The sequence below is a fragment of the Flavobacterium nitrogenifigens genome (assembly GCF_003254565.1).
GTDB classification, from domain to species: Bacteria; Bacteroidota; Bacteroidia; order Flavobacteriales; family Flavobacteriaceae; genus Flavobacterium; species Flavobacterium nitrogenifigens.
In genome coordinates this window covers 45,639-65,706 of the sequence record NZ_QJRI01000179.1, presented here as the reverse complement: position 1 = coordinate 65,706, position 20,068 = coordinate 45,639, and the positions used below count along the sequence as shown (strand labels likewise).

Genomic DNA, 20,068 nt, shown 5'->3' with positions numbered 1-20,068 from the left:
TTTATTTTTGCAAATTTACTTAATTGTAACTTTTTTATAACCGCTTGGAACACTATACGGAAAAGAAAGTTCTTCATTAAATGAAATATTGTTGTAATTTAAATTAATACTTGTTTTACCTTTTGGCTGAACGGCATTGATTTCTATACTTGTCGGCAGTATTCCTTGATCAAAAGTTTTAGTGTCTGAATAAGCAATTTGCAATGTTCTATTTTCAGACGGCTGCGAAATCTCTTCTTTCTGAATTAAATATTTTTCTCCATCTAAGAAAAAGGTCTTTTTTAAATTGGCATCTTTCTCTTCGTCAAGTCTAAATAAATTATCTACAATAGTCTGCGTATATTTCCCTTTTCTTAAATCGTCAAAAGCTTCTCCAACCAATAGATTTTGAACCTTAGAATAATCTAAATCTGTTCCAAGCCATTTACTTAAACTTGTAAAATCTCCTTCGTAATAAGTCCCATTCATTTTTTCATAATAACTTACTGCAGAAGGTGTTATTAAAGCTTTAGCCATTGTAATTCCTAAGAAACGAACGCTTATTAAAATCTGTTTATCTTTTTCGATTCTAATTTCGGCAGTAACATTTTGGCTTTGTTTTTCATCAGCATATCTTGCGCTCGCTTTTATGTACAAAGTCGAAAAATCTAACTTATTATTGTAATGTTTTTCGATTATTTTTTTGTCTTCTTTCTCTACAATTGTCTGGCCTGTATTTCCTTGCACTGCTACTGCTTTTGATTTGCACGAAATTACGGCAATAGACAATACTAGTATTGATATATATTTTTTCATCTAAATTCTATTTTTTCTTTTTTAATACTTCATTTGCCTTCAAAAAGTATTCCTCTTTTTTCTTTGCATCTCCCAATCCATTGTATGCCTCTCCTAACTGAATATTAAAATTTGATTCTAATTTTACGTCATCCACTACATAATCAAGACCCATTTCTAAGACGGTTTTTGCGTTTTTAAATTGTTTCTGCTGATTGCTTCCTAAACCCGCATAATAGTAAAATTGAGCCTGACTCGGATAAACTTCAATCAGCATCATGGCTCTTTTGGTCATTGGCTCATATTGTTTTGCCTGCGCATAGGCTTCAAGCAATAACATATTGGTTTCAAGATCTGTATCTGAATTCGATTTTAAATCTTTTTCATAATATTTAATCGCATTTTCGAACTGTCCTTTACTATGATAAAATTTTCCAATTTCTTTGGCAACATCAACATCTTTGTCATTATCAAAGTAAGAAATAGCTTTTTCTAAATCAGCAGAATACTGTGGATTTTTATTTACATATATCAAAAATTCATTCAAAGTTCTGTGTTTGATTTTTGAATCGATTTTTGAACTTGCTAAAATCACATTCATCGATTTTATAGCTTTATCTGCCTGATTGGCATCTAAGTAGGTTTTGAATAAACTCACCTGTCCCCATTCTGAATTTGGAATTTCTTTAGCCAACTGTTTTGCTACTTCAAGCGATTTCTCATTTTCATTGTTTTTTGAATACAATAAAATAAGATTCAAATAATTGGATTCTTCTTTCGGATCTTTTTTAATTTGCTGAACTAAATTGTCAATTTCAGCATTTTGATATTTTCCCTGAGATAAAATCTGAGCTTTATAAATTTCGCGATCCGAAGATTTTCCGAACTTATCGTTCATTTCATTAATCGCTGTCAATGCCTTGTCATACTGATTGGTAATCATGTATAGCGAAATCAAATCGTCTTTATATTCTTCGTCAAAAACAATTATTTTTTGAATAATGTCAATTGCCAAAGGATAATTTTTTGTCTCGTAACTTACATCATAAATTCCGAGCCAGAACCATTTGTTTTTAGGGTCAAGCTGTGTGGCTTTTTCAAAAGCAGTCTGCGCATTTTGATATTCTTTTAGCGCAAAATAGTTTTTCCCTAATTCAAAATAAGCAACTGCATCATTGGGTTTAAGCTTAATGCATTTCTCCAATGATACAATAGCTTTATCATAATTTTCAATTCCTTTTTGTTTCAATGATTCATAAAATGCGTCTTGATATTCGTCTGTTGCCATAGCAATATCTTCGGGTTCTGTCTGCGCAAAAACCGAAAATGATGTGCTGAATAAAGCAAAAACCAATATTGTAAAAACTCCTTTTTTTATCATTTCTAAAATTACATTTTAAACAAAACGAAACTTTCTTAATTTTTATTTTATTCCAAAACAGCGTAATCTCCAATACTGATGCTTGTAAATTTGCCATCGTAACTTACATGGTTTCCGATCATTGCATTATCTAAAGCAGCATTTTTAATTTGAGAATACGTCTGGATCAAACTGTTTTTGATTGTACTGTCTGTTACATGACAACCATTTCCAAGAGAAACATTTGGACCAATCGTAGTGTTTTTCAAAACCACATTTTGTCCAATATAACAAGGAGGAATAATAGTTGAATTTTCTAACGTCACACCATAATCTACTAAATGCTCTCCGTCATTGTGAAGAAAACCTAGCATTCTTGTATTGGTTTCAACCGTAACATCTTTGTTACCGCAGTCCATCCATTCGTCTACACTTCCAGTTTTGAAAACTTTTCCGTTTGCCATCATAGCTTTGATACCATCATTAATCTGGTATTCTCCACCATTCTGAATATTGTTATCCAGAACATTTTGAAGTTCATTTTTCAGAATTCCAACTTCTTTAAAATAATAAATTCCAATAACAGCTAAATCGCTTACAAACTCTTTTGGTTTTTCGACCAACTCTATAATTTCATTATTCTGGTTCAATTTTACTACACCAAAAGCTTCTGGCTGCTCAACTTGTTTTACCCAGATTACAGCATCTGCTTCTGGATCTAATTCGAAATCAGCTCTAATTAAAGTATCTGCATAAGCAATTACAGCAGGTCCTGAAAGAGAATCCTTCGCACACATAATCGCGTGTCCAGTTCCTAAAGGCTGATCTTGACGATAGATTGACGCTTTAGCTCCTAATCCTTTAGCCAAATCTTCTAAACTCGCTACAACATCATCTCCAAAAAACGCTTCATCTCCCAAAATAAAGGCAACTTCTTCAATTGGTTCTTTTAATATTTTAGCAATATCTTCAACTAAACGGTGTACGATAGATTTTCCTGCAACTGGAATTAACGGTTTTGGAACCGTCAATGTATGTGGCCTCAATCTTGATCCTCGGCCTGCCATTGGCACAATTATTTTCATTCTTTATTTGATTTTATGCGAAGATCTATCAAAATCTTCATTGGGTTTGGTCTTCGTTTTTCTATTATTTTACTCCAGTGCTTCCAAAGCCTCCTTCACCTCTTGATGTTTCAGAAAGTGTTTCAACTTCTATCCATTCAGCTCTTTCGTGTTTTGCAATAATCAGCTGTGCAATTCGCTCTCCATTTTCGATTACAAAATCGTCATTAGATAAATTTACTAAAATTACTCCGATTTCTCCTCTGTAATCTGCATCAACAGTACCTGGCGAATTTAAAACAGTCACTCCTTTTTTTGCTGCCAGACCACTTCTCGGTCTTACCTGCGCTTCATAACCAATTGGCAATTCAATAAAAAGTCCTGTTTTTACAATTGTTCTTTCTAAAGGTTTTAACGTAATTGGTTCTATAATATTGGCACGCAAATCCATTCCTGCAGAAGCAATCGTTTCATAATTTGGTAAATCGTGCTGTGATTTATTGATAATTTGAATTTTCATTTTTGAATATAATTTTCTTAAAACGTCTTATTTTTTCATTATTCCTTTAATGGTATCTTTTTCAAAATGATAGACCATATATATAAAGATTAAAAGAAGCGGAATTCCAACATAATATTTTTCTCTAAATCCGTAAAAAGAAATAATTGAAAATACTATTGAAACGCCTAAATAAGCACCAATCTTGTTCATGTCATAAGGAATCGGATAATATTTATTTCCTAAAACATAAGAAATAAGCATCATACTTCCGTAAGCTGATATGGTTGCAATTGCAGAACCATAATAGCTGTATTTTGGAATTAAAAGATAATTTAAAATCAAAGTAACAATAGCACCTACAATAGAAATGTATGCTCCAATTTTAGTTTTATCGGTTAGTTTGTACCAAACCGATAAATTGTTGTAGATACCCAAAAAGAAATTTGCCAAAATAATTAATGGCACAACTTTCATGGCTTCCCAATACGATTTGTTATCTAATAATAAGTATTTTAAAACGTCTGCAAAAACAATTACACCCAATAAAATCAACGAGCCTAAAATCACGAAATATTTGGTAATAACAGCATAGGTTTGTGGTGCGTTTTCGTTTTTGGCATGACTAAAAAAGAACGGCTCGATTCCTAATCTAAAAGCTGTTGCAAAAAGAACCATAAACAATCCTAATTTATAACATGCAGAATAAGCTCCAACTTCAGATTTTGCTAAGTTTTCTGGAAGCAAATAGCCAAGTAGAATTTTATCGAAGTGCTCGTTGACAGCAAAAGCCAATCCAGCCACCAAAATTGGAAGTCCATATTTCATCATTTTTTTCCAAAGCACAGGATCAAACTTTCGTCCAAGCGAAAGATAATTTGGAGAAAGCACAATAAATGTTGCCAAACTTGCCAAAAGGTTTGCAATAAAAATATAAGCAATCTGGAAGTTTTGTACATATAAATTATCCCAAACAGAATTTGGATTTGCTTCTGCTAATTTTGGAAGATACATTAGGAAAAAGATATTCAACAATAAATTTATCACAACATTTCCAATCTTAATAGCCGCATAAACCATCGGTCTCTGATTGGCTCTAAGTTTAGAAAATGGGATTAAGACTAATGCGTCTAAAACTAAAATCCAAATAGTATAGGTAATATACTGAACATCTACTTCGGCTAAGTTTGCCAAAGTATTTCTAAAAATTAAGCCCGCGAAAAGAAAAATTATAGAAGTCCAAAATATTGAAATGGTAGATGTTGCAATTACATTTTTCTTATCCTCTTCGGCGCTGTAAAATCTAAAAAACGCAGTTTCCATTCCGTATGAAAGAACCACATTAAAGAAAACCATCCAAGACAATACAATTGAAACTTCACCATACTCTGCTGTAGGCAAAATTCCTGTATACAATCTCACTAATAAAAAACTCAGCATTCTTGGTAAAACTGTTGCCAGTCCGTAAATTGCCGTTTGCTTGAATAGATTTTTATATAATCCCAAAATATAATTCTAATAATGTTTGTAAGACAAAAATAACCATTTCTTTTGTTTAATGATGTTTTTGTTGGTGCAATAAAGAAAACTTCTAATTGTTTTTAAACAGTCAATTTCTTTTCGTCCAAAATTTTCACAAAATGAAATCCTCTTGGAGCGTATCCTTGATTATAATAAAATCTATGTGCTCCAAAATTTCCTGTAAATGCATCCAAAACGATACTGCTGCAATTTAACTCAGTAGCTTTTTTATCTATATAATCGGTAAGCATTTTACCAATTCCTTTGGATCTGTATTCCGGATTAACAACAAAATTGTCAATCTCAAGATATTTTCCTGTCCAAAGTTTTGTAGCCGACCAACAGCCTGTTAAGCCAAGACAAATATCATCTTCAAAAACTGCAATCTGAATATAATTATGCGGAAGCATTTCAGAAAGAAATGATTTATATTTTTCAAGAGATATATTTGGATATAAAAATCGAATCGTACTTATTTGAGCCACCATATCATCTATGGTAGTAAGCTCTTTTATTTGTAAGGCCATTGTTTAAAAGAATAGAAATTCAAAAATACTTAAAATATAAGATAAGCCGAGAGGAATTAAACTTTGAAAAAAAATTTTAACAAAAAAAGAAGAATTATTGTACAAAGTAATCTTAAAATACTTATCTTTAACTTATTATAACACATTTTTTTAACAGAACATGTGAAATATATAAAATTTAGTTAAAAATTATGTAACATTTTTTTTACAGTCTTTGATTAAATTTGTTTCAAAGGGAATGAGAAAGCTAGATACAACCCTTTAAAAAAAAGAAGCACTGGGACTAATAAAGCTTGTTTGTTCCCATAAAAGACAAAGCATAAGGGATTGATTCAGCTGTATTGTAACCCTAATAAAAACAGAGCACTGGGACTGATAAAGCTTGTTTGTTCCCATAAAAGACAAAGCACAAGGGATTGATTCTGCTGTATTGTAACCCTTAAAAAAACAGAGCACTGGGATTAATAAAGCTAGTTTGTTCCCATGAAAGACAAAGCACACAGAGTTATCTGTCTATTTTTATAAAATGGTAGTGATTCTCAACTTAACTATAATTTGAGAATCACCATTTTATAAAAGTATTTTTAAAAAAGAATAAAACTTCCAATAAAAAGAAAAGCCAGCTAACGCTGGCTTTTCTTTTATATATTATGGAATAGATTATCCGTTTAAAGCTTCTGCTCCACCAACAATTTCCAAAATCTCACTTGTAATTGCAGCTTGACGAGCTTTGTTATAAGTTAATTTCAATTGGTTTCTTAAAGCTGTTGCGTTATCTGTTGCTTTGTGCATTGCAGTCATACGTGCTCCGTGCTCAGAAGCGAATGAATCGCGGATACCTTTGTATAATTGTGTTTTTAAAGACTTTGGAATCAAAGCCAATACAATCTCTTCTTTCCCTGGTTCAAAAATATAATCTCCAGAAGCTGCAGCAGTATCAGTATTAATAGGTGCTAACGGTAAAAACTGCTCTACTTGAACAATCTGAGTCGCAGCATTTTTAAACTGATTGTAAACTAACTCAATTCTGTCGTATTCTCCAGTTAAAAACTTTTGTGTTAAATCATCTGCAATTCCAGCAACATTTTCAAATGTCAAATTATCAAAAATTGCATTATGATGACCGTGGATTTTATGCGTTTTGATTAAAGCATCCCCCCCTTTTTTACCAATGGCAAAAACGTCAACTTGCTTTCCTGCGTAAAACTCAGTACGGTTTTTAATCTCTTTAATAATATTCGAATTGAAAGCACCACATAAACCTCTGTTTGAAGTTACAGCAACTAACAATACTTTTTTTACTTCACGTTGTGTAGTGTAATCTCCTCCTATTTCACCTTCTAGTGTAGCAGAAAGATCTTGCAATAACTCCGTTAATTTCTCGGCATAAGGACGCATTGCAGTGATTGCATCTTGTGCTTTCTTCAGCTTTGCAGCAGAAACCATTTTCATAGCCGATGTAATCTGCATCGTCGATGAAACGGAAGTAATTCTATTACGGATTTCCTTTAAATTTGCCATCTATTAATTAGAAAATGTGACAATTTTGAAATTAGATAATTAGAATAATGATTAACATTTTCTAATTATCTAATTTACCAATTATCTTATTAGTTATATTTTGCTGAAACTTCTTTTGCTGCTTTTTCGATAACATCTGTAATAGCGTCATCTAATTTTCCAGCTTTCAAAGCGTTAAGTGTATCTTTATGTTTGCTGTTTAAGTACGCTAAGAAATCAGCTTCGAATTCTTTTACTTTATTAACAGGAACATTTCTTAATAAGTTTTTAGAACCAGCGTAGATAATTGCTACTTGGTTTTCAACTGTATAAGGATCATTTAAACCTTGTTTCAAGATCTCAACGTTTCTTTTTCCTTTTTCAATTACGTTTAAAGTAACTGAATCTAAGTCAGAACCAAATTTAGCAAAAGCTTCTAATTCACGGAATTGAGCTTGATCTAATTTTAAAGTTCCAGAAACTTTTTTCATTGATTTAATTTGAGCATTACCTCCAACACGAGATACAGAGATACCTACGTTAATTGCAGGACGAACCCCAGAGTTGAACAAATCTCCATCAAGGAAAATCTGACCATCTGTAATAGAGATTACGTTTGTTGGGATATATGCAGAAACGTCACCAGCTTGAGTTTCGATAATTGGTAGCGCCGTTAATGAACCACCACCTTTTACGATAGACTTAATAGAATCCGGTAAATCGTTCATGTTTTTAGCGATACCATCATCAGCGATTACTTTACAAGCACGCTCTAATAAACGAGAGTGTAAGTAGAAAACGTCTCCAGGATAAGCTTCACGTCCCGGTGGTCTTCTTAATAAAAGAGAAACCTCACGGTAAGCAACAGCTTGTTTAGACAAATCATCATAAACGATAAGAGCTGGACGACCAGAATCTCTGAAGTACTCTCCAATTGCAGCACCAGCGAATGGAGCATAAACTTGCATTGGAGCTGGGTCAGAAGCATTAGCAGCAACGATAACTGTATAAGCCATTGCTCCTTTTTCTTCTAACATTTTAGCGATTCCTGCTACAGTTGAAGCTTTTTGTCCAATTGCAACATATATACAGAATACAGGTTTTCCTGCATCGTAGAATTCTTTTTGATTTAAGATTGTATCGATACAAACAGTAGATTTTCCTGTTTGACGGTCACCGATTACAAGCTCACGTTGTCCACGACCAACTGGAATCATAGCATCAACTGCTTTTACTCCTGTTTGTAATGGCTCAGTTACTGGTTGACGGAAAATAACTCCAGGAGCTTTTCTTTCTAAAGGCATTTCGTATAAGTCACCACCGATTGGTCCTTTTCCATCAATTGGAAAACCAAGAGTGTTAACCACACGTCCTACCATTTGCTCACCAACTTTAAGAGAAGCAATACGTTGAGTTCTTTTTGCTGTAGATCCTTCTTTAATACCAGTTGATGGTCCTAATAATACAACCCCAACATTATCCTCCTCAAGATTTAATACGATACCTTCCATACCGTTATCAAATTCCACTAACTCTCCATATTGTACATTAGACAGCCCGTAAACACGAGCAATACCGTCTCCAACTTGAAGTACTGATCCTACTTCCTCTAGTGTAGCACCAGATTCAAAACCTTCTACTTGCTTTCTTAATATTGCTGAAATTTCAGCAGGTTTGATTTCCGCCATCTTAATTTATAATTTAGACACTTTTTGTGTTATAAAACTAATTACTTAACTCTCTTTTTAATACTTGTAATCTGTTAGCAACTGAAGCGTTGTACTGATTATCTCCTATTCTCAAAATAAATCCACCAATAATTGAAGGATCTACTACATTTTCTATTGTAATTTTTTTATCTGATAAAGTTGCAACTTTTGCCAAAACTTTAGCTTCTAAAGCAGCATCCATTGGGATAGCTGTAGTAACTTTTGCTACTTCAACTCCATTGTTTTCATCAAATAATTTATTGTATTCTAATGCAATTGCATCTAGAATTTCAAATCTTTTGTTTTCGAATAATAAACGGAACAAACCTTTAGTTACTCCATTTACATTTGCAAAAACTTCTAAAAGAGCACTTTCTTTAACTTCAACAGTAGTTGTTGGATTTTGAATAAATGTACTCAATTCTTGATTTGTCTCAATTGCACTTGCAATTGATTTCATATCGTTATTGACAGCTTCGGCAACACCTTTAGAGTTTGCTAAGTCTAGAATTGCTTTTGCATAACGAATTGCTGCTCTTGTACTTGCCATAATCTTAGTTTAACTTTACGTCACCTAATAATTTCTCAACTAATTTAGTTTGAGATTCTTTATTAGATAATTCTTCTTTCAATAATTTCTCAGCAATACTCAAAGATAGAGTTGAAACTTGAGATTTCAATTCTGCCATTGCAGCATTCTTTTCGCTTTCGATAGCCGCTTTAGCTTGATCAATCATTTTTTGACCAGCTTCTTGAGCTTCGTTTTTAGAATCAGCAATCATTTTCTCTTTCATCTCGCGAGCTTCTTTCAACATCGCGTCACGTTCTGCACGAGCTTCATTCAAAATTCTTTGATTATCAGCTTGTAAATTTTCCATTTCTCTCTTTGCGTTTTCAGCAGAAAGCAATGCATTTTTAATACCTTCTTCTCTTGCAGTAATAGATTCCATAATTGGTTTCCAAGCAAATTTTACTAAAAGCAAAATTAATATTACCAAGATTAAAGCCTGCCAGAAGAATAATCCGAATGAAAAATCGTTAATTAACTTATCCATTTTATATAACTATATTAAATATTTAATTTCTTTTTTAAAAGTAACAACATCTTTAACCAACCGTTAAAGATGCTGTTATTTCTCTCTTTATTATTTTCCTAAGATTAAAGCAGCGAATGCTAAACCTTCTAATAAAGCCGCGATAATAATCATCGCAGTTTGAATTTTACCAGCAGCTTCTGGCTGACGAGCAATAGCGTCCATAGCAGATCCACCGATTTTACCTAAACCTAAACCTGCACCGATTACTACTAAACCAGCACCTACTAAAGTTGGAATTGTTCCCATAACTATTTATATATATAAAATTAAACTTCTAAAATTAAATAATCGCAGTTTCGTCTTCATGGTGGTGAGCGTGATCATGATCTTGAACAGCCATACCAATAAACAATGATGATAACATTGTGAAGATAAACGCTTGTAAAAATGCAACCAAAATTTCAATAACAGAGATAAACAAAGTTAATCCTAATGAGATTGGTAAATCTGCTGCTAAATTTTTTCCAACAAAAATCATTGCAATTAAACTCATAATTACTACGTGACCCGCAGTAATGTTTGCGTACAAACGAATTAATAATGCGAATGGTTTTGTTAGTGTTCCTAAAATCTCAATTGGAGCTAAAATAATTTTCATCGGAACTGGTACTCCTGGCATCCAGAAGATGTGTCCCCAATAATCTTTGTTTGCACTAAATTGAGTAATGATAAATGTAAAGGCTGCTAAACAAACTGTAATAGCAATATTTCCTGTTACGTTGATACCTAGCGGAGTCATTCCTAATAAGTTTAAAATCCAAACAAAGAAAAATACAGTTAATAGGTAACCCATATATTTACGGTATTTTTTCTCTCCAATATTAGGAACTGCAATTTCATCTCTGATGAAAATTACTAATGGTTCTAAAACTCTACCAAATCCTGTTGGGATCGGTCCTTTTTTATATGATTTTGCTAAACCAGTAAACATAAAGAATAATAGTACTGATACGAAAAGCATTGAAACAACATTTTTAGTAATAGAAAAATCTAATGGTTTTTCGTTTGATGGATGACCGTGCTCATCAAAGTTGATTGTTCCGGCAGCATCTGTTTTGTAAATTTTACCGTGAACTAATTTGTAGTAGCTACCGTCAACTTCTGCAACTTCTTCTCCGTGGTGTAATTTTGAAGAAGAGAAAACTTTTAAACCTCCATCAATCAAAATAACTGGTAATGGAAAACCGTAGTGTTTGTTTTCTTTTTCATCTGAAAAGAAAACAAAGTCATGAGAATCTTGTAAGTGGTGATCAATAAATGCATCAACTTTTGCCTTTGGATCAAGAGCAACATGCTCTCCTTCTTCGTGAGCATTATGTGAAACTACTTTCTCTTCGTGAGTCGTTTCAGTTTGAACATGCGTCGAATCATTCTCTTGATTTGCAAAACCCATAATAGGTAGAGAAGCTACAAAAGCTGCAAGAATAAAGCTGAGTGGTTTGTTTGAAATCACCATATCGTGGAAAATCTTATTTTTTTACGTTTCTAAAATTTGGTGCAAAGGTACATTTTTTATTAATATTCAAAAGGATATGAAAAATTATTTTTAAACCTTGTTTTAAAGAATTGTTATTTTAACGCTTTTCATTTAATAATCGGACAGTTAAAAGCGTCTGAAATAACAAAAACAGCACAAATGTTATAAAAAAACTGACTTTTTCAACATTGGTTTCCCCAGTTTTATTTTTTAAGATCGGCTGAAGGGCTAAATAGGCTAATAGCATTTGTGTAAAAGTTCCGAATAAAAATGCCATTCCGACAATTTCAAAATTCTTCTTTTTTACTACTAATAATATAAGGTATAATAAAGACGAAATTGCGAAGAAAGAAAAATACAGTAATTCTAAACTGTAATGAAAGTTCTCCGTATTAATTTCACTAAAGAAAAAAACTGCTTTATGAATAATATATGTTCCTAAAGCAAGACATAACAAATAAAAAATCGGTTTGTAATTTTTTGAAAGCATTTGAAATATTTTTTGTGCAAAGATGCAACTTTTATCTCAAGGCATTTTATATACAAACTACTTTGTTTTATTGATATCATTTACTTGTCGGATTACATTATATAATGCAACTCCAACACCTACCAATACAAAAATGGTATTATAATAAACTTTCGGGCTCGGATGTTTTTCGTCAAGCCAAGTCCCGAAATAAGAGAATACAAAAATAATGACTCCCATTTGAAAGGGAATATTAATAAATGCTAACCATTTATTTCTTCTATCATTATTCGGTTCCTTTTCCATCTTCTAGCATAATTACAGGATTTGAATGGGCAAGCATGGTACAGGTTGCTGTGAAGTCAGCTCCTGGTTCTATTGAAAGTTTTCCTACTGCCACTTCTCCGTGTATTTGGGCGGTCGATTTAATATTAAGGGTTTCCAGAACTTTTATCTTTCCGTGAAATTCTCCTTCAATATCAGCATTGTTACAAATTATTTCTCCTTTTACGGCTCCTTTGGCCCCAATCACTATTTTGCCTTGCGAAGTAAAGTTTCCAATCAATTCGCCGTCTAATCTAAAATCGGCTTTTGAGACTATGTCTCCTACTATTGATGTTCCTTCTACAATTCTATTTGTTCTTCCTAATTGTTCAGTTCCGTTTTTCTTTACTTTTTCAAACATGGCGGTTAAGATTTAAGGGGTTTTGGGGGCCAAGTACGCGTCCAAATTCTTTTTGATCTGAACGATCTTGTAATTATCATTTGATATTATTATTGCTTGATCTGGGATTTTATATTTTTTATCGTCTCTGAAAACTCCTGCAATATCATTTGCATAAGCCTCAGATTTTAAACCATGAATAACTACAAAACTTTCTGTTTTATTGTATTTATCCAGAGATGTTGTCAATCTTTCGTAATTTTCAACTAATAAAAATACTCGGATTGCTTCTTCAATTCTTTTGACTGCTTTTGTATCGTTATTAGAAATACGATATAATATTTTCCAGTTTTTAGTATCGGTAGTTGTAAAACTAAGTTTCTCCAAAACAGGAACTTGTTTCTCTAGAATTTCTCTGGCATTTTTACCCTCTTCGCTGTTAGGATAATTATCTGCCACATTCTCAAGTCCTTTTTTGTAGGCATCTAGGCCATTTACTTTTCCTAAAGTATTGGCTTTTAGCAATTCATATTTCGATACAATATCATCTCCTGAATACTGATTAATCAAGTTGTCAATATTGGCTAGGACTTCGTCGAATTTTTCTTCTTCAAAAAGTTTATACCATTTTTGATATTCTTTATCGGGACTAGAATTTGGATCGTCTTCTTTATTATTTAAAATGTGAGCGTATCTCGAATCTGGATATTTCGTAGAAATTTCTGCTTTTATAGCTTCTGCTTTTGCCGGATTTGTAATCTGATAAATTTTGTACAAATTGTACATTGATGGCAATACCAGTTTTTCTTCAGGATTATTTTTAAGCAACTGCTCTAGTTTGTCACTAGCCAAATTGTATTCTTTAAACTTCTCCTTATATATAAGCCCTAATTGATAGTATGAAAAATTACGTTCTTTACCAATACTATCCATAGCAGCTTGCGAAGTTGGAAGCTGTTCTACATAATATGCTACAGTATATTTTTCTGGAACAATAGTGTCCTTAAGTGCATTGGCAACTTCTTTCGTATTAATGGTGTCGTTCATTGCTGCATCGTTTGCAGATTTTACTCCTGCCAATCTCCAATTTCCGCCCAATGTTCTGCTTCCCCACATTTTTTTAAATTGTAGTTTTCCGTAAGCAACAGTTGTCGGATTGTAAAAATAAAATGTACTTGCATTATCATTCCCGCCAGGAGGCATACCAATTCCTTCTGGTTCTACTGGTTTACCTAAAGAATTAGGATTTACAGCTCCATTTCCTGAAAACTCTCCTTGGGAATTTCGATCAATATTGGCCAATCGCTCTTTTTCTTTTTCCTCTAAAAGTCTTTTCGCTTCGTCTTTCTTTTTAAGTTCTGCTATATAATTTTCGAAATAATCTTTCTTTTCGTTTGGTGGCAGATTGTATACCTTAATAATACTGTCATTACGTTTCGCAATGGCTTCATATTTAATTACATTATCAAGATTTTTTCTGTTTTTTTCTATAAAGGCAAATTCTCGAGTTTTAGGATCTAGCTTTACCAAAGTACTATCATAATACTTTGCTGCCATTGTATAGTCTGTATTTTTAAAATACATGTTTCCAATGTTTCTGTAAGCAGAAGCCATCAAGTATGGGTCTTTTGACTTTCTTCCTAAAGACTTATTGTAGAACAATAATGCATTTTCTTGGTCTTTATTTTTCTCGAAGAAAACTCCCATTTCATAAAACAAAAGGTCATAGTATGGACGGTTCTCTCTATTTTCTACCAGTTTATTGTAAGCTTCAATAAACATATTCTTATCACCATTTTCATAATCGAACATCTGTGCTTTTTTCGCGTAAGCGTGCATCATATACTTACGATCTGCTTTTCTGTTTAAATCAATTACAGCATTATAAAAATAAATGGCGCTGTCACGCTGCCCTTCTGCCTGATACATCTGGCCAAGAATAAAACGATATCTTGCACGTTCTTCGTTACTCTTAGTAAATTGCTCCGCAACTTTAAGTTTAGAAACGGCGCTATCTTTTTGTTCTAAATTCAGATAAGCTTCTGCCAAAAGCGCATTGGCATCAGCATAAGTCTGTTTATCTAAATCTGTTTTTTTAAGTAAGATTTTAATGTTTTTAAGCGCAATTGCGTCATTGCCTAAACGCATATTGGTTTTTTCACGCCAGATTTTTGCGGTATAAATGTTATTGCTTTCTGGATATTTGTATAAAATATAATTGAATGCTTCAATTGCCGGAATAAAACGCTGATCATAATATCTTGCTTTTCCAAGCATAAGATACGCCTCATCAATCTGCCAGTTTCTTTCTCTTCCGCCTATATTCATGGAGTGCTTCTGAATGGCTTTTGTAGCTTTTGTCTCTGCCTTTTCAAAGTCAGGATTTTTAGCTTTTTCACCTTCAGAAAAATTTTCATCAAACTGCATTTTTTCAATAGGCAGCAGTTTCCAAAAATTATCTTCGTTATTGGCCTGAATAGACTTTAAACCTTTATCAAGGCCAATTCCTCCGTTATAAAGAATATTATATTTTGTCCCAATCGAGTGAGAACTTCGAGCCAAAAAGGTATTTTTTTTGGTAGAACAAGCTATCAAAAAGAATAAAAAAATCGGAATAAAACTATATTTAAGAGTATTCTTTTTCAATAGAAAAGAGTTTAAAACACATAACTACTAAAAACCAATTTTAGTATAATCACTTGTAAAAATACGCTTCTTTTTGAAATATAGAAATTCTTACACCGCAAAAAATAATTCTAATTCTTGTAAGGTCTCTTTTGAGGTCTGAATATCTTTTACAATTTCTCCCTTGTTAAGCGCAACAATTCTATCGCAAACCTCCACTGTATGCTGTAAATCATGGCTTGAAACCAAAACAGTTACATTTGGATTATCGGCCAATTCTCTAATAATTTTTTTTAATCGGCTAACTGTAGTTGGGTCGAGATTTGCAAAAGGCTCATCCAAAATTACAACTTCTGGGTTTCCAATTAAGGTCGCAATAATTCCAACTTTTTTCTGGTTTCCTTTAGACAAGTCACGAAGGTATTTTTTATTCTTTAAAATTTCACCATTAAAAAACTCTTCATATTTTGCTAACAGTGCATCAATATCTGCTTTGTTTTGATTGCGTAAATCGCCAATAAAATAAAAATATTCTTCTGGAGTCAAATATCCGATAAGGAAATTTTCATCTAAAAATGATCCTGTAAAAGATTTCCAATTCTCACTTGCATTTACCTGAATATCATTACTTTTTATATGTCCTGTTGATGGTTGGATAAGGTCTAAAAGCAAACTGAAGAAAGTTGTTTTTCCTGCTCCGTTATTTCCTACCAAGCCAAAACTTTGCCCCTTTGGAATTTCTAGATCATTAATATTTAAAACTGTGGTTCCGTTATATGTTTTTGAAAGCTGATTTACTTGTATCATAATAATTTTTAAATTGTTGATTTCAGATTTTAAATTTAAAATAGAGATAATTATCTCATTTTCAAATTGGCAAATTATCTAATTAACTCTTTTGCTTATAAGCACTTATTGTACTGTATTTCTCAATTTTGTATCTTCTTTCTATTAATGAAAACACTTTTTCTTTAAAAATAAAACCCAAGATACCAGCTCCCGCAACCAAGCTTAAAGCCACTGTTTTATCTGCAAAGCGTAATCCTAACCAATACAACAATAATGGCAAAAATATTTTTGGGAGAGATAAAAGCATTGCGCTTACATTGAATGCTTTTTTATCTCCAAAAGCCCCACCTGCATTGCTTAAATCAATTGGCGTTTTGGTAAATGCTCCTCCCAAAAGAACCAAATGAGAATTGACCCCTATATTATAAATTGCACCTACTACAATTGTTAGATATACTTCCCATCCATAAAGCAGATAAAAAGAGGCCAGTATAGTCGAAATGAAAGTTGCAATAACGATGAGCCACCATTTTGAGGTAATATAACCTCTATACGGAATATTCTGAGTCATCATTAATTGATAATACGAACTGTCCCAACTTGGTACAAACTGTCCAAAGACAAATAGAAATCCTCCTGAAACAAATATTCCAGCAAAAATTTGCATAGCTGGCGGCTGATGCGTATTTCCGAAAAAAATCAATCCGTAGAATAAAAAGATCACACTCATTACTATAGTAGTTTTTGACCTTTTGTTTCTTTTGATGAGTTTGATATCATTTTTTAAGAAAGTTCCTAAAGTCCCAAACTGGTTTAACCAAGAAAGATTTTCTGTAGAGGCTTCATCATGTTTTACAGAAAGTCCGGCGTCGAGATATAAATTATTTTTAAAATACTTGAAAGTGAAAGCATATAAACCAATTAAGATAATGACAGGAATTAAAAATACTCCTTCAATATCATAAAAACTCTGAAAGAATGGAGTCGTAAATGTTGTAATGTCAAATAATTGATAGTATTGCGCTCCCGCCAAAGCCACAATTAATGCAACAAACACAACAAATAATTTGTCTATATTGCTTAAAATAATATTTAAAAAGTTGTTGATATAAATAAAAGACATCGCCCCCACATACCAAAAAAAGATTCCCACAACATCATATCCTTCCAAAATTAAAACAACTGAAAAAGGAACAAAAAACAATGCGTGAACCCAATTAAAAAAAGACAGAACTGTTTTTCCAAGTGAAAAGTGAACAATTACTGGCTTTTTAAAAGGCAAAACTAATAATGGTTTGATGTTTAAAACTGGTATTGATTGAAGTAACAGTCTAATTACTAAATCAAACAAGAAATAATAAATCAAAAATTTGTTTATCGTAACCAAAGGTTCCAAATTCATGTCTTTAAGAACATAAAATGCTCCAACGCCCATTGCGACAAAAATTAATGAAAAATAGATCATCAGAAAACCTATTATTATTTTCATTGCCAGATTTTTACCGAACGAAGCTGATCTTATAAAGGCTTTCCATTCGAGATAAATAAACTTCTTAATCATGGTTTATAGTTTAGTTTTTTTGTAGTAAGAGACCAAATGTAGGAAAACGTTACAAAAAAAGTTAAAAAAAATAATTTCGTGCTAAAATTTTAATAGTGGTTTGCTACTTTTGCATAAAAATTCTATCATGCCTTCATTCTTAAAACTTATAATTAAAGAGGTTAAACGCGAGACTGCAGATGCTGTTTCTATTCTTTTTAATGTTCCTGAAGAACTAAAATCTGACTATAAATTTATAGCTGGTCAATATATAAATTTAAAATTAACTCTTGACAACCAAGAAATTAGACGTGCTTATTCTATTTGCTCTGCACCTGACAGCGGCGAATTAAGAATTGCTGTAAAAGCAGTAAAAAATGGTCTTTTTTCTCAGTTTGCTAATACGAAACTCAAAGCAGGAGATGTTCTTGAAGTAGGTCAGCCAGAAGGTAAATTTACTTTTGAACCAGATGCAGAAAGACAAAAAAATTACGCAGCATTTGCTGCAGGAAGCGGAATCACTCCAGTTCTTTCTATTATAAAATCGGTTCTTAAAAATGAGCCAAAAAGCTCATTTGTATTGGTTTATGGAAACAAAACTCCTGAAAGTACAATCTTTCACCAAGAACTTCATGATCTGCAATTGCAATATGTAGGCAGATTTTTTGTACATAATGTGTATAGCCAGGCAAAAGCTGAAAATGCTTTATTTGGACGAATTGAAAAATCGGCTGTGAATTTTGTATTAAACAACAAACACAAAGAACTTCAATTTGATAAGTTTTTCCTTTGCGGACCAGAAGACATGATTAACACTGTTTCTAATGTTTTGAAAGAGAAAAATGTAAAAGAATCTGCTATTAAATTTGAATTGTTTACCTCTTCTTCTGAAGAGCATGCAATTCAGGGTTCTCAAGAAGGGCACACAAAAATTACTGTTTTGGTAGACGATGAAGAAACTACTTTTGAAATGTCTAAAAAACAAACTATTCTTGATGCTGCACTAAAACAAGGCGTTGATGCTCCATATTCTTGCCAAGGCGGAATCTGCAGCAGCTGTTTAGGGCGCGTTACAAAAGGAACCGCGGAAATGACTAAAAATTCTATTTTAACAGACAGCGAAATTGCTGAAGGCTTAATTTTAACATGTCAAGCGCATCCAACATCAGAAACTATTTATGTTGATTACGACGACGTTTAGTCTATAAAATTCCAATATCAAAAAATTCCAAATTCCAACTTTACAATTGGGGTTTGGATTTTTTTTTTCTCCGATTCTTATTTTTAATCTTTGTTAAAGTTTAAATCCTTGATAAAGATAAAACTACATTTACATCCCTTTAAATTGGAATTTGGAATTTAAAAATTGAAAATTAATTGTTTATGAAATCGGTACGAGAAATTTTTAGAAACAAAGAATATCTTCTGGACGAACCTGAAGTTATGAAACTGGTTGATTACTGTGAAGAACTTCAGGATGATATTGTTGAACTTAAATTTCAAAAAACGGACAATAAAGAACTTGCTTTACTTGATATGATCAAAGAAGTTATAAAAGGATGTGATGCCATTGAAAGAGAACAAATGGAACATGAACGATATGGTTATGACGCACCCAATTACCAAGAAACCATCGCAAATCTAAAAAGCTATATTTATCGTCGCTGCCGTGATGAGAAGATTTGGCTGTAATTGAAATAAAAGCAAAAATTTATCGAAATATTGCCGATTTTTCATTAAATTAGAGGTAAAATTATGGCAATCTCAATCTCATAGTTTTGAGATTTTACAGAGCTAAATAAAATTTGTCAAACATTTAAAACATTAAATATCATGACAGCTCACGTACAACACTTTCATCTCTATCTATTTATTATGCTGGCTGTAACTGCTTCACTATGTGTTCTGGCAGTTATTATAAAAATGAAAAACAAAAAGGCCCCAAAGTTGCTTGAAAGAGAGAAATACAATTCAACTTTGACCGAAAAAATGGTGGAAATAAAAAAGACCGATTCGAATGTTTTTAATATTTGGCCATATGTAAGTAAACTTAAATCGGCTAAAGTTTTATCTAAAAAAATTAAAGATCATGACTTAATTTATAAAGTTTACAGAGATTCATCCAATAAATTTGAACACATTCTATTGTCAACCGAAGACAAAAATAACTTTGTCTCCATTATAGTAAACAAAAAAAGAAAAAAAACAATAGGATATTCTTTCCTTGATTCTAATGAAAGATACGATCTAAACAAAAATATTGCTTAAAATATTGTTTTGTAGCAAATGCCCCAGCGGGGTAAAATATTTATAGGATCACAATAAAGCAAAAGAAAAGCTCCGGCGGAGCGACATTATTATAAAAAACATGTCGCTCCGCCGGAGCTTTTCTTTTGTGGGCGCATTCTTTTCTATAAATATTTCGCTTATCCGAAGCTTGCAAAAGAAGATGT

The 20,068-nt window shown here is 32.4% G+C and carries 21 protein-coding genes; 3 read left to right on the top strand and 18 right to left on the bottom strand.

All coding sequences use genetic code 11. From position 1 onward, the window contains the following. Nucleotides 1-15: 15 nt before the first annotated feature. The 18 genes from DM397_RS17490 to DM397_RS17405 form a co-directional block, all read right to left on the bottom strand. Nucleotides 16-795, bottom strand: a complete 780-nt coding sequence (locus tag DM397_RS17490) for a DUF4292 domain-containing protein (protein ID WP_111378774.1) — start codon at nucleotides 793-795, stop codon at nucleotides 16-18. A 7-nt stretch (nucleotides 796-802) separates the two neighbouring features. Continuing rightward, nucleotides 803-2,155, bottom strand: coding sequence for a tetratricopeptide repeat protein (locus DM397_RS17485; RefSeq protein WP_111378773.1), 1,353 nt, complete (start codon nucleotides 2,153-2,155; stop codon nucleotides 803-805). 47 nt (nucleotides 2,156-2,202) lie between these two features. After that, nucleotides 2,203-3,219 (bottom strand): sugar phosphate nucleotidyltransferase, encoded by a 1,017-nt coding sequence (locus tag DM397_RS17480; RefSeq protein WP_111378772.1) that lies wholly within the window; start codon nucleotides 3,217-3,219, stop codon nucleotides 2,203-2,205. Nucleotides 3,220-3,283: 64 nt separating this feature from the next. Then, complete coding sequence (gene dut / locus DM397_RS17475; RefSeq protein WP_008465845.1) at nucleotides 3,284-3,718, bottom strand: dUTP diphosphatase; 435 nt, start codon at nucleotides 3,716-3,718, stop codon at nucleotides 3,284-3,286. Between the two features lie 27 nt (nucleotides 3,719-3,745). After that, nucleotides 3,746-5,203, bottom strand: a complete 1,458-nt coding sequence (locus DM397_RS17470; RefSeq protein WP_111378771.1) for a lipopolysaccharide biosynthesis protein — start codon at nucleotides 5,201-5,203, stop codon at nucleotides 3,746-3,748. Between the two features lie 95 nt (nucleotides 5,204-5,298). Further along, nucleotides 5,299-5,745: a GNAT family N-acetyltransferase gene (locus DM397_RS17465; protein WP_111378770.1), complete on the bottom strand. Its 447-nt coding sequence runs from the start codon at nucleotides 5,743-5,745 to the stop codon at nucleotides 5,299-5,301. Nucleotides 5,746-6,405: 660 nt separating this feature from the next. After that, complete coding sequence (atpG, locus tag DM397_RS17460) at nucleotides 6,406-7,266, bottom strand: ATP synthase F1 subunit gamma (RefSeq protein WP_111378769.1); 861 nt, start codon at nucleotides 7,264-7,266, stop codon at nucleotides 6,406-6,408. 89 nt (nucleotides 7,267-7,355) lie between these two features. Then, a complete protein-coding gene (gene atpA, locus DM397_RS17455) occupies nucleotides 7,356-8,933 on the bottom strand; it encodes a F0F1 ATP synthase subunit alpha (RefSeq protein ID WP_111378768.1) in 1,578 nt (525 codons plus the stop codon). A gap of 37 nt (nucleotides 8,934-8,970) precedes the next feature. Continuing rightward, nucleotides 8,971-9,504 (bottom strand): ATP synthase F1 subunit delta, encoded by a 534-nt coding sequence (gene atpH, locus DM397_RS17450; protein WP_111378767.1) that lies wholly within the window; start codon nucleotides 9,502-9,504, stop codon nucleotides 8,971-8,973. 4 nt (nucleotides 9,505-9,508) lie between these two features. Beyond that, nucleotides 9,509-10,009, bottom strand: a complete 501-nt coding sequence (locus tag DM397_RS17445; RefSeq protein WP_095930604.1) for a F0F1 ATP synthase subunit B — start codon at nucleotides 10,007-10,009, stop codon at nucleotides 9,509-9,511. Between the two features lie 90 nt (nucleotides 10,010-10,099). Then, nucleotides 10,100-10,297, bottom strand: a complete 198-nt coding sequence (gene atpE, locus DM397_RS17440) for an ATP synthase F0 subunit C (RefSeq protein ID WP_008465835.1) — start codon at nucleotides 10,295-10,297, stop codon at nucleotides 10,100-10,102. 34 nt (nucleotides 10,298-10,331) lie between these two features. Beyond that, nucleotides 10,332-11,507, bottom strand: coding sequence for a F0F1 ATP synthase subunit A (gene atpB / locus DM397_RS17435; protein WP_111378766.1), 1,176 nt, complete (start codon nucleotides 11,505-11,507; stop codon nucleotides 10,332-10,334). Nucleotides 11,508-11,625: 118 nt separating this feature from the next. Next, a complete protein-coding gene (locus DM397_RS17430) occupies nucleotides 11,626-12,018 on the bottom strand; it encodes a hypothetical protein (RefSeq protein WP_111378765.1) in 393 nt (130 codons plus the stop codon). 57 nt (nucleotides 12,019-12,075) lie between these two features. Next, the gene (locus DM397_RS17425; protein ID WP_111378764.1) at nucleotides 12,076-12,303 is read right to left on the bottom strand and encodes an AtpZ/AtpI family protein; all 228 of its coding nucleotides are present in this window, start codon (nucleotides 12,301-12,303) and stop codon (nucleotides 12,076-12,078) included. After that, nucleotides 12,284-12,682, bottom strand: a complete 399-nt coding sequence (locus DM397_RS17420) for a bactofilin family protein (protein WP_111368379.1) — start codon at nucleotides 12,680-12,682, stop codon at nucleotides 12,284-12,286. Before DM397_RS17420 ends, DM397_RS17425 begins: the two co-directional genes overlap by 20 nt. Before the next feature lie 12 nt (nucleotides 12,683-12,694). Beyond that, on the bottom strand, nucleotides 12,695-15,256 hold the full coding sequence (gene porW / locus DM397_RS17415; protein WP_455550117.1) for a type IX secretion system periplasmic lipoprotein PorW/SprE: 2,562 nt from the start codon (nucleotides 15,254-15,256) through the stop codon (nucleotides 12,695-12,697). 141 nt (nucleotides 15,257-15,397) lie between these two features. Next, nucleotides 15,398-16,093 carry an ABC transporter ATP-binding protein gene (locus tag DM397_RS17410; protein WP_111378762.1) on the bottom strand — a complete coding sequence of 232 codons (696 nt, stop codon included), beginning with the start codon at nucleotides 16,091-16,093 and terminating at the stop codon, nucleotides 15,398-15,400. 82 nt (nucleotides 16,094-16,175) lie between these two features. Beyond that, the gene (locus tag DM397_RS17405; protein WP_111378761.1) at nucleotides 16,176-17,636 is read right to left on the bottom strand and encodes a DUF5687 family protein; all 1,461 of its coding nucleotides are present in this window, start codon (nucleotides 17,634-17,636) and stop codon (nucleotides 16,176-16,178) included. 127 nt (nucleotides 17,637-17,763) lie between these two features. Between DM397_RS17405 and DM397_RS17400 the strand changes: the two genes are divergently transcribed. The 3 genes from DM397_RS17400 to DM397_RS17390 all read left to right on the top strand — a co-directional run bounded on the left by DM397_RS17400 (nucleotide 17,764) and on the right by DM397_RS17390 (nucleotide 19,883). Further along, nucleotides 17,764-18,816 (top strand): 2Fe-2S iron-sulfur cluster-binding protein, encoded by a 1,053-nt coding sequence (locus DM397_RS17400; protein ID WP_111378760.1) that lies wholly within the window; start codon nucleotides 17,764-17,766, stop codon nucleotides 18,814-18,816. Between the two features lie 182 nt (nucleotides 18,817-18,998). After that, nucleotides 18,999-19,307: a hypothetical protein gene (locus tag DM397_RS17395; RefSeq protein WP_111378759.1), complete on the top strand. Its 309-nt coding sequence runs from the start codon at nucleotides 18,999-19,001 to the stop codon at nucleotides 19,305-19,307. A gap of 231 nt (nucleotides 19,308-19,538) precedes the next feature. Then, entirely contained in the window at nucleotides 19,539-19,883 is a 345-nt protein-coding gene (locus DM397_RS17390) for a hypothetical protein (RefSeq protein WP_239457875.1), read from the top strand. The last annotated feature ends 185 nt before the right edge of the window (nucleotides 19,884-20,068 follow it).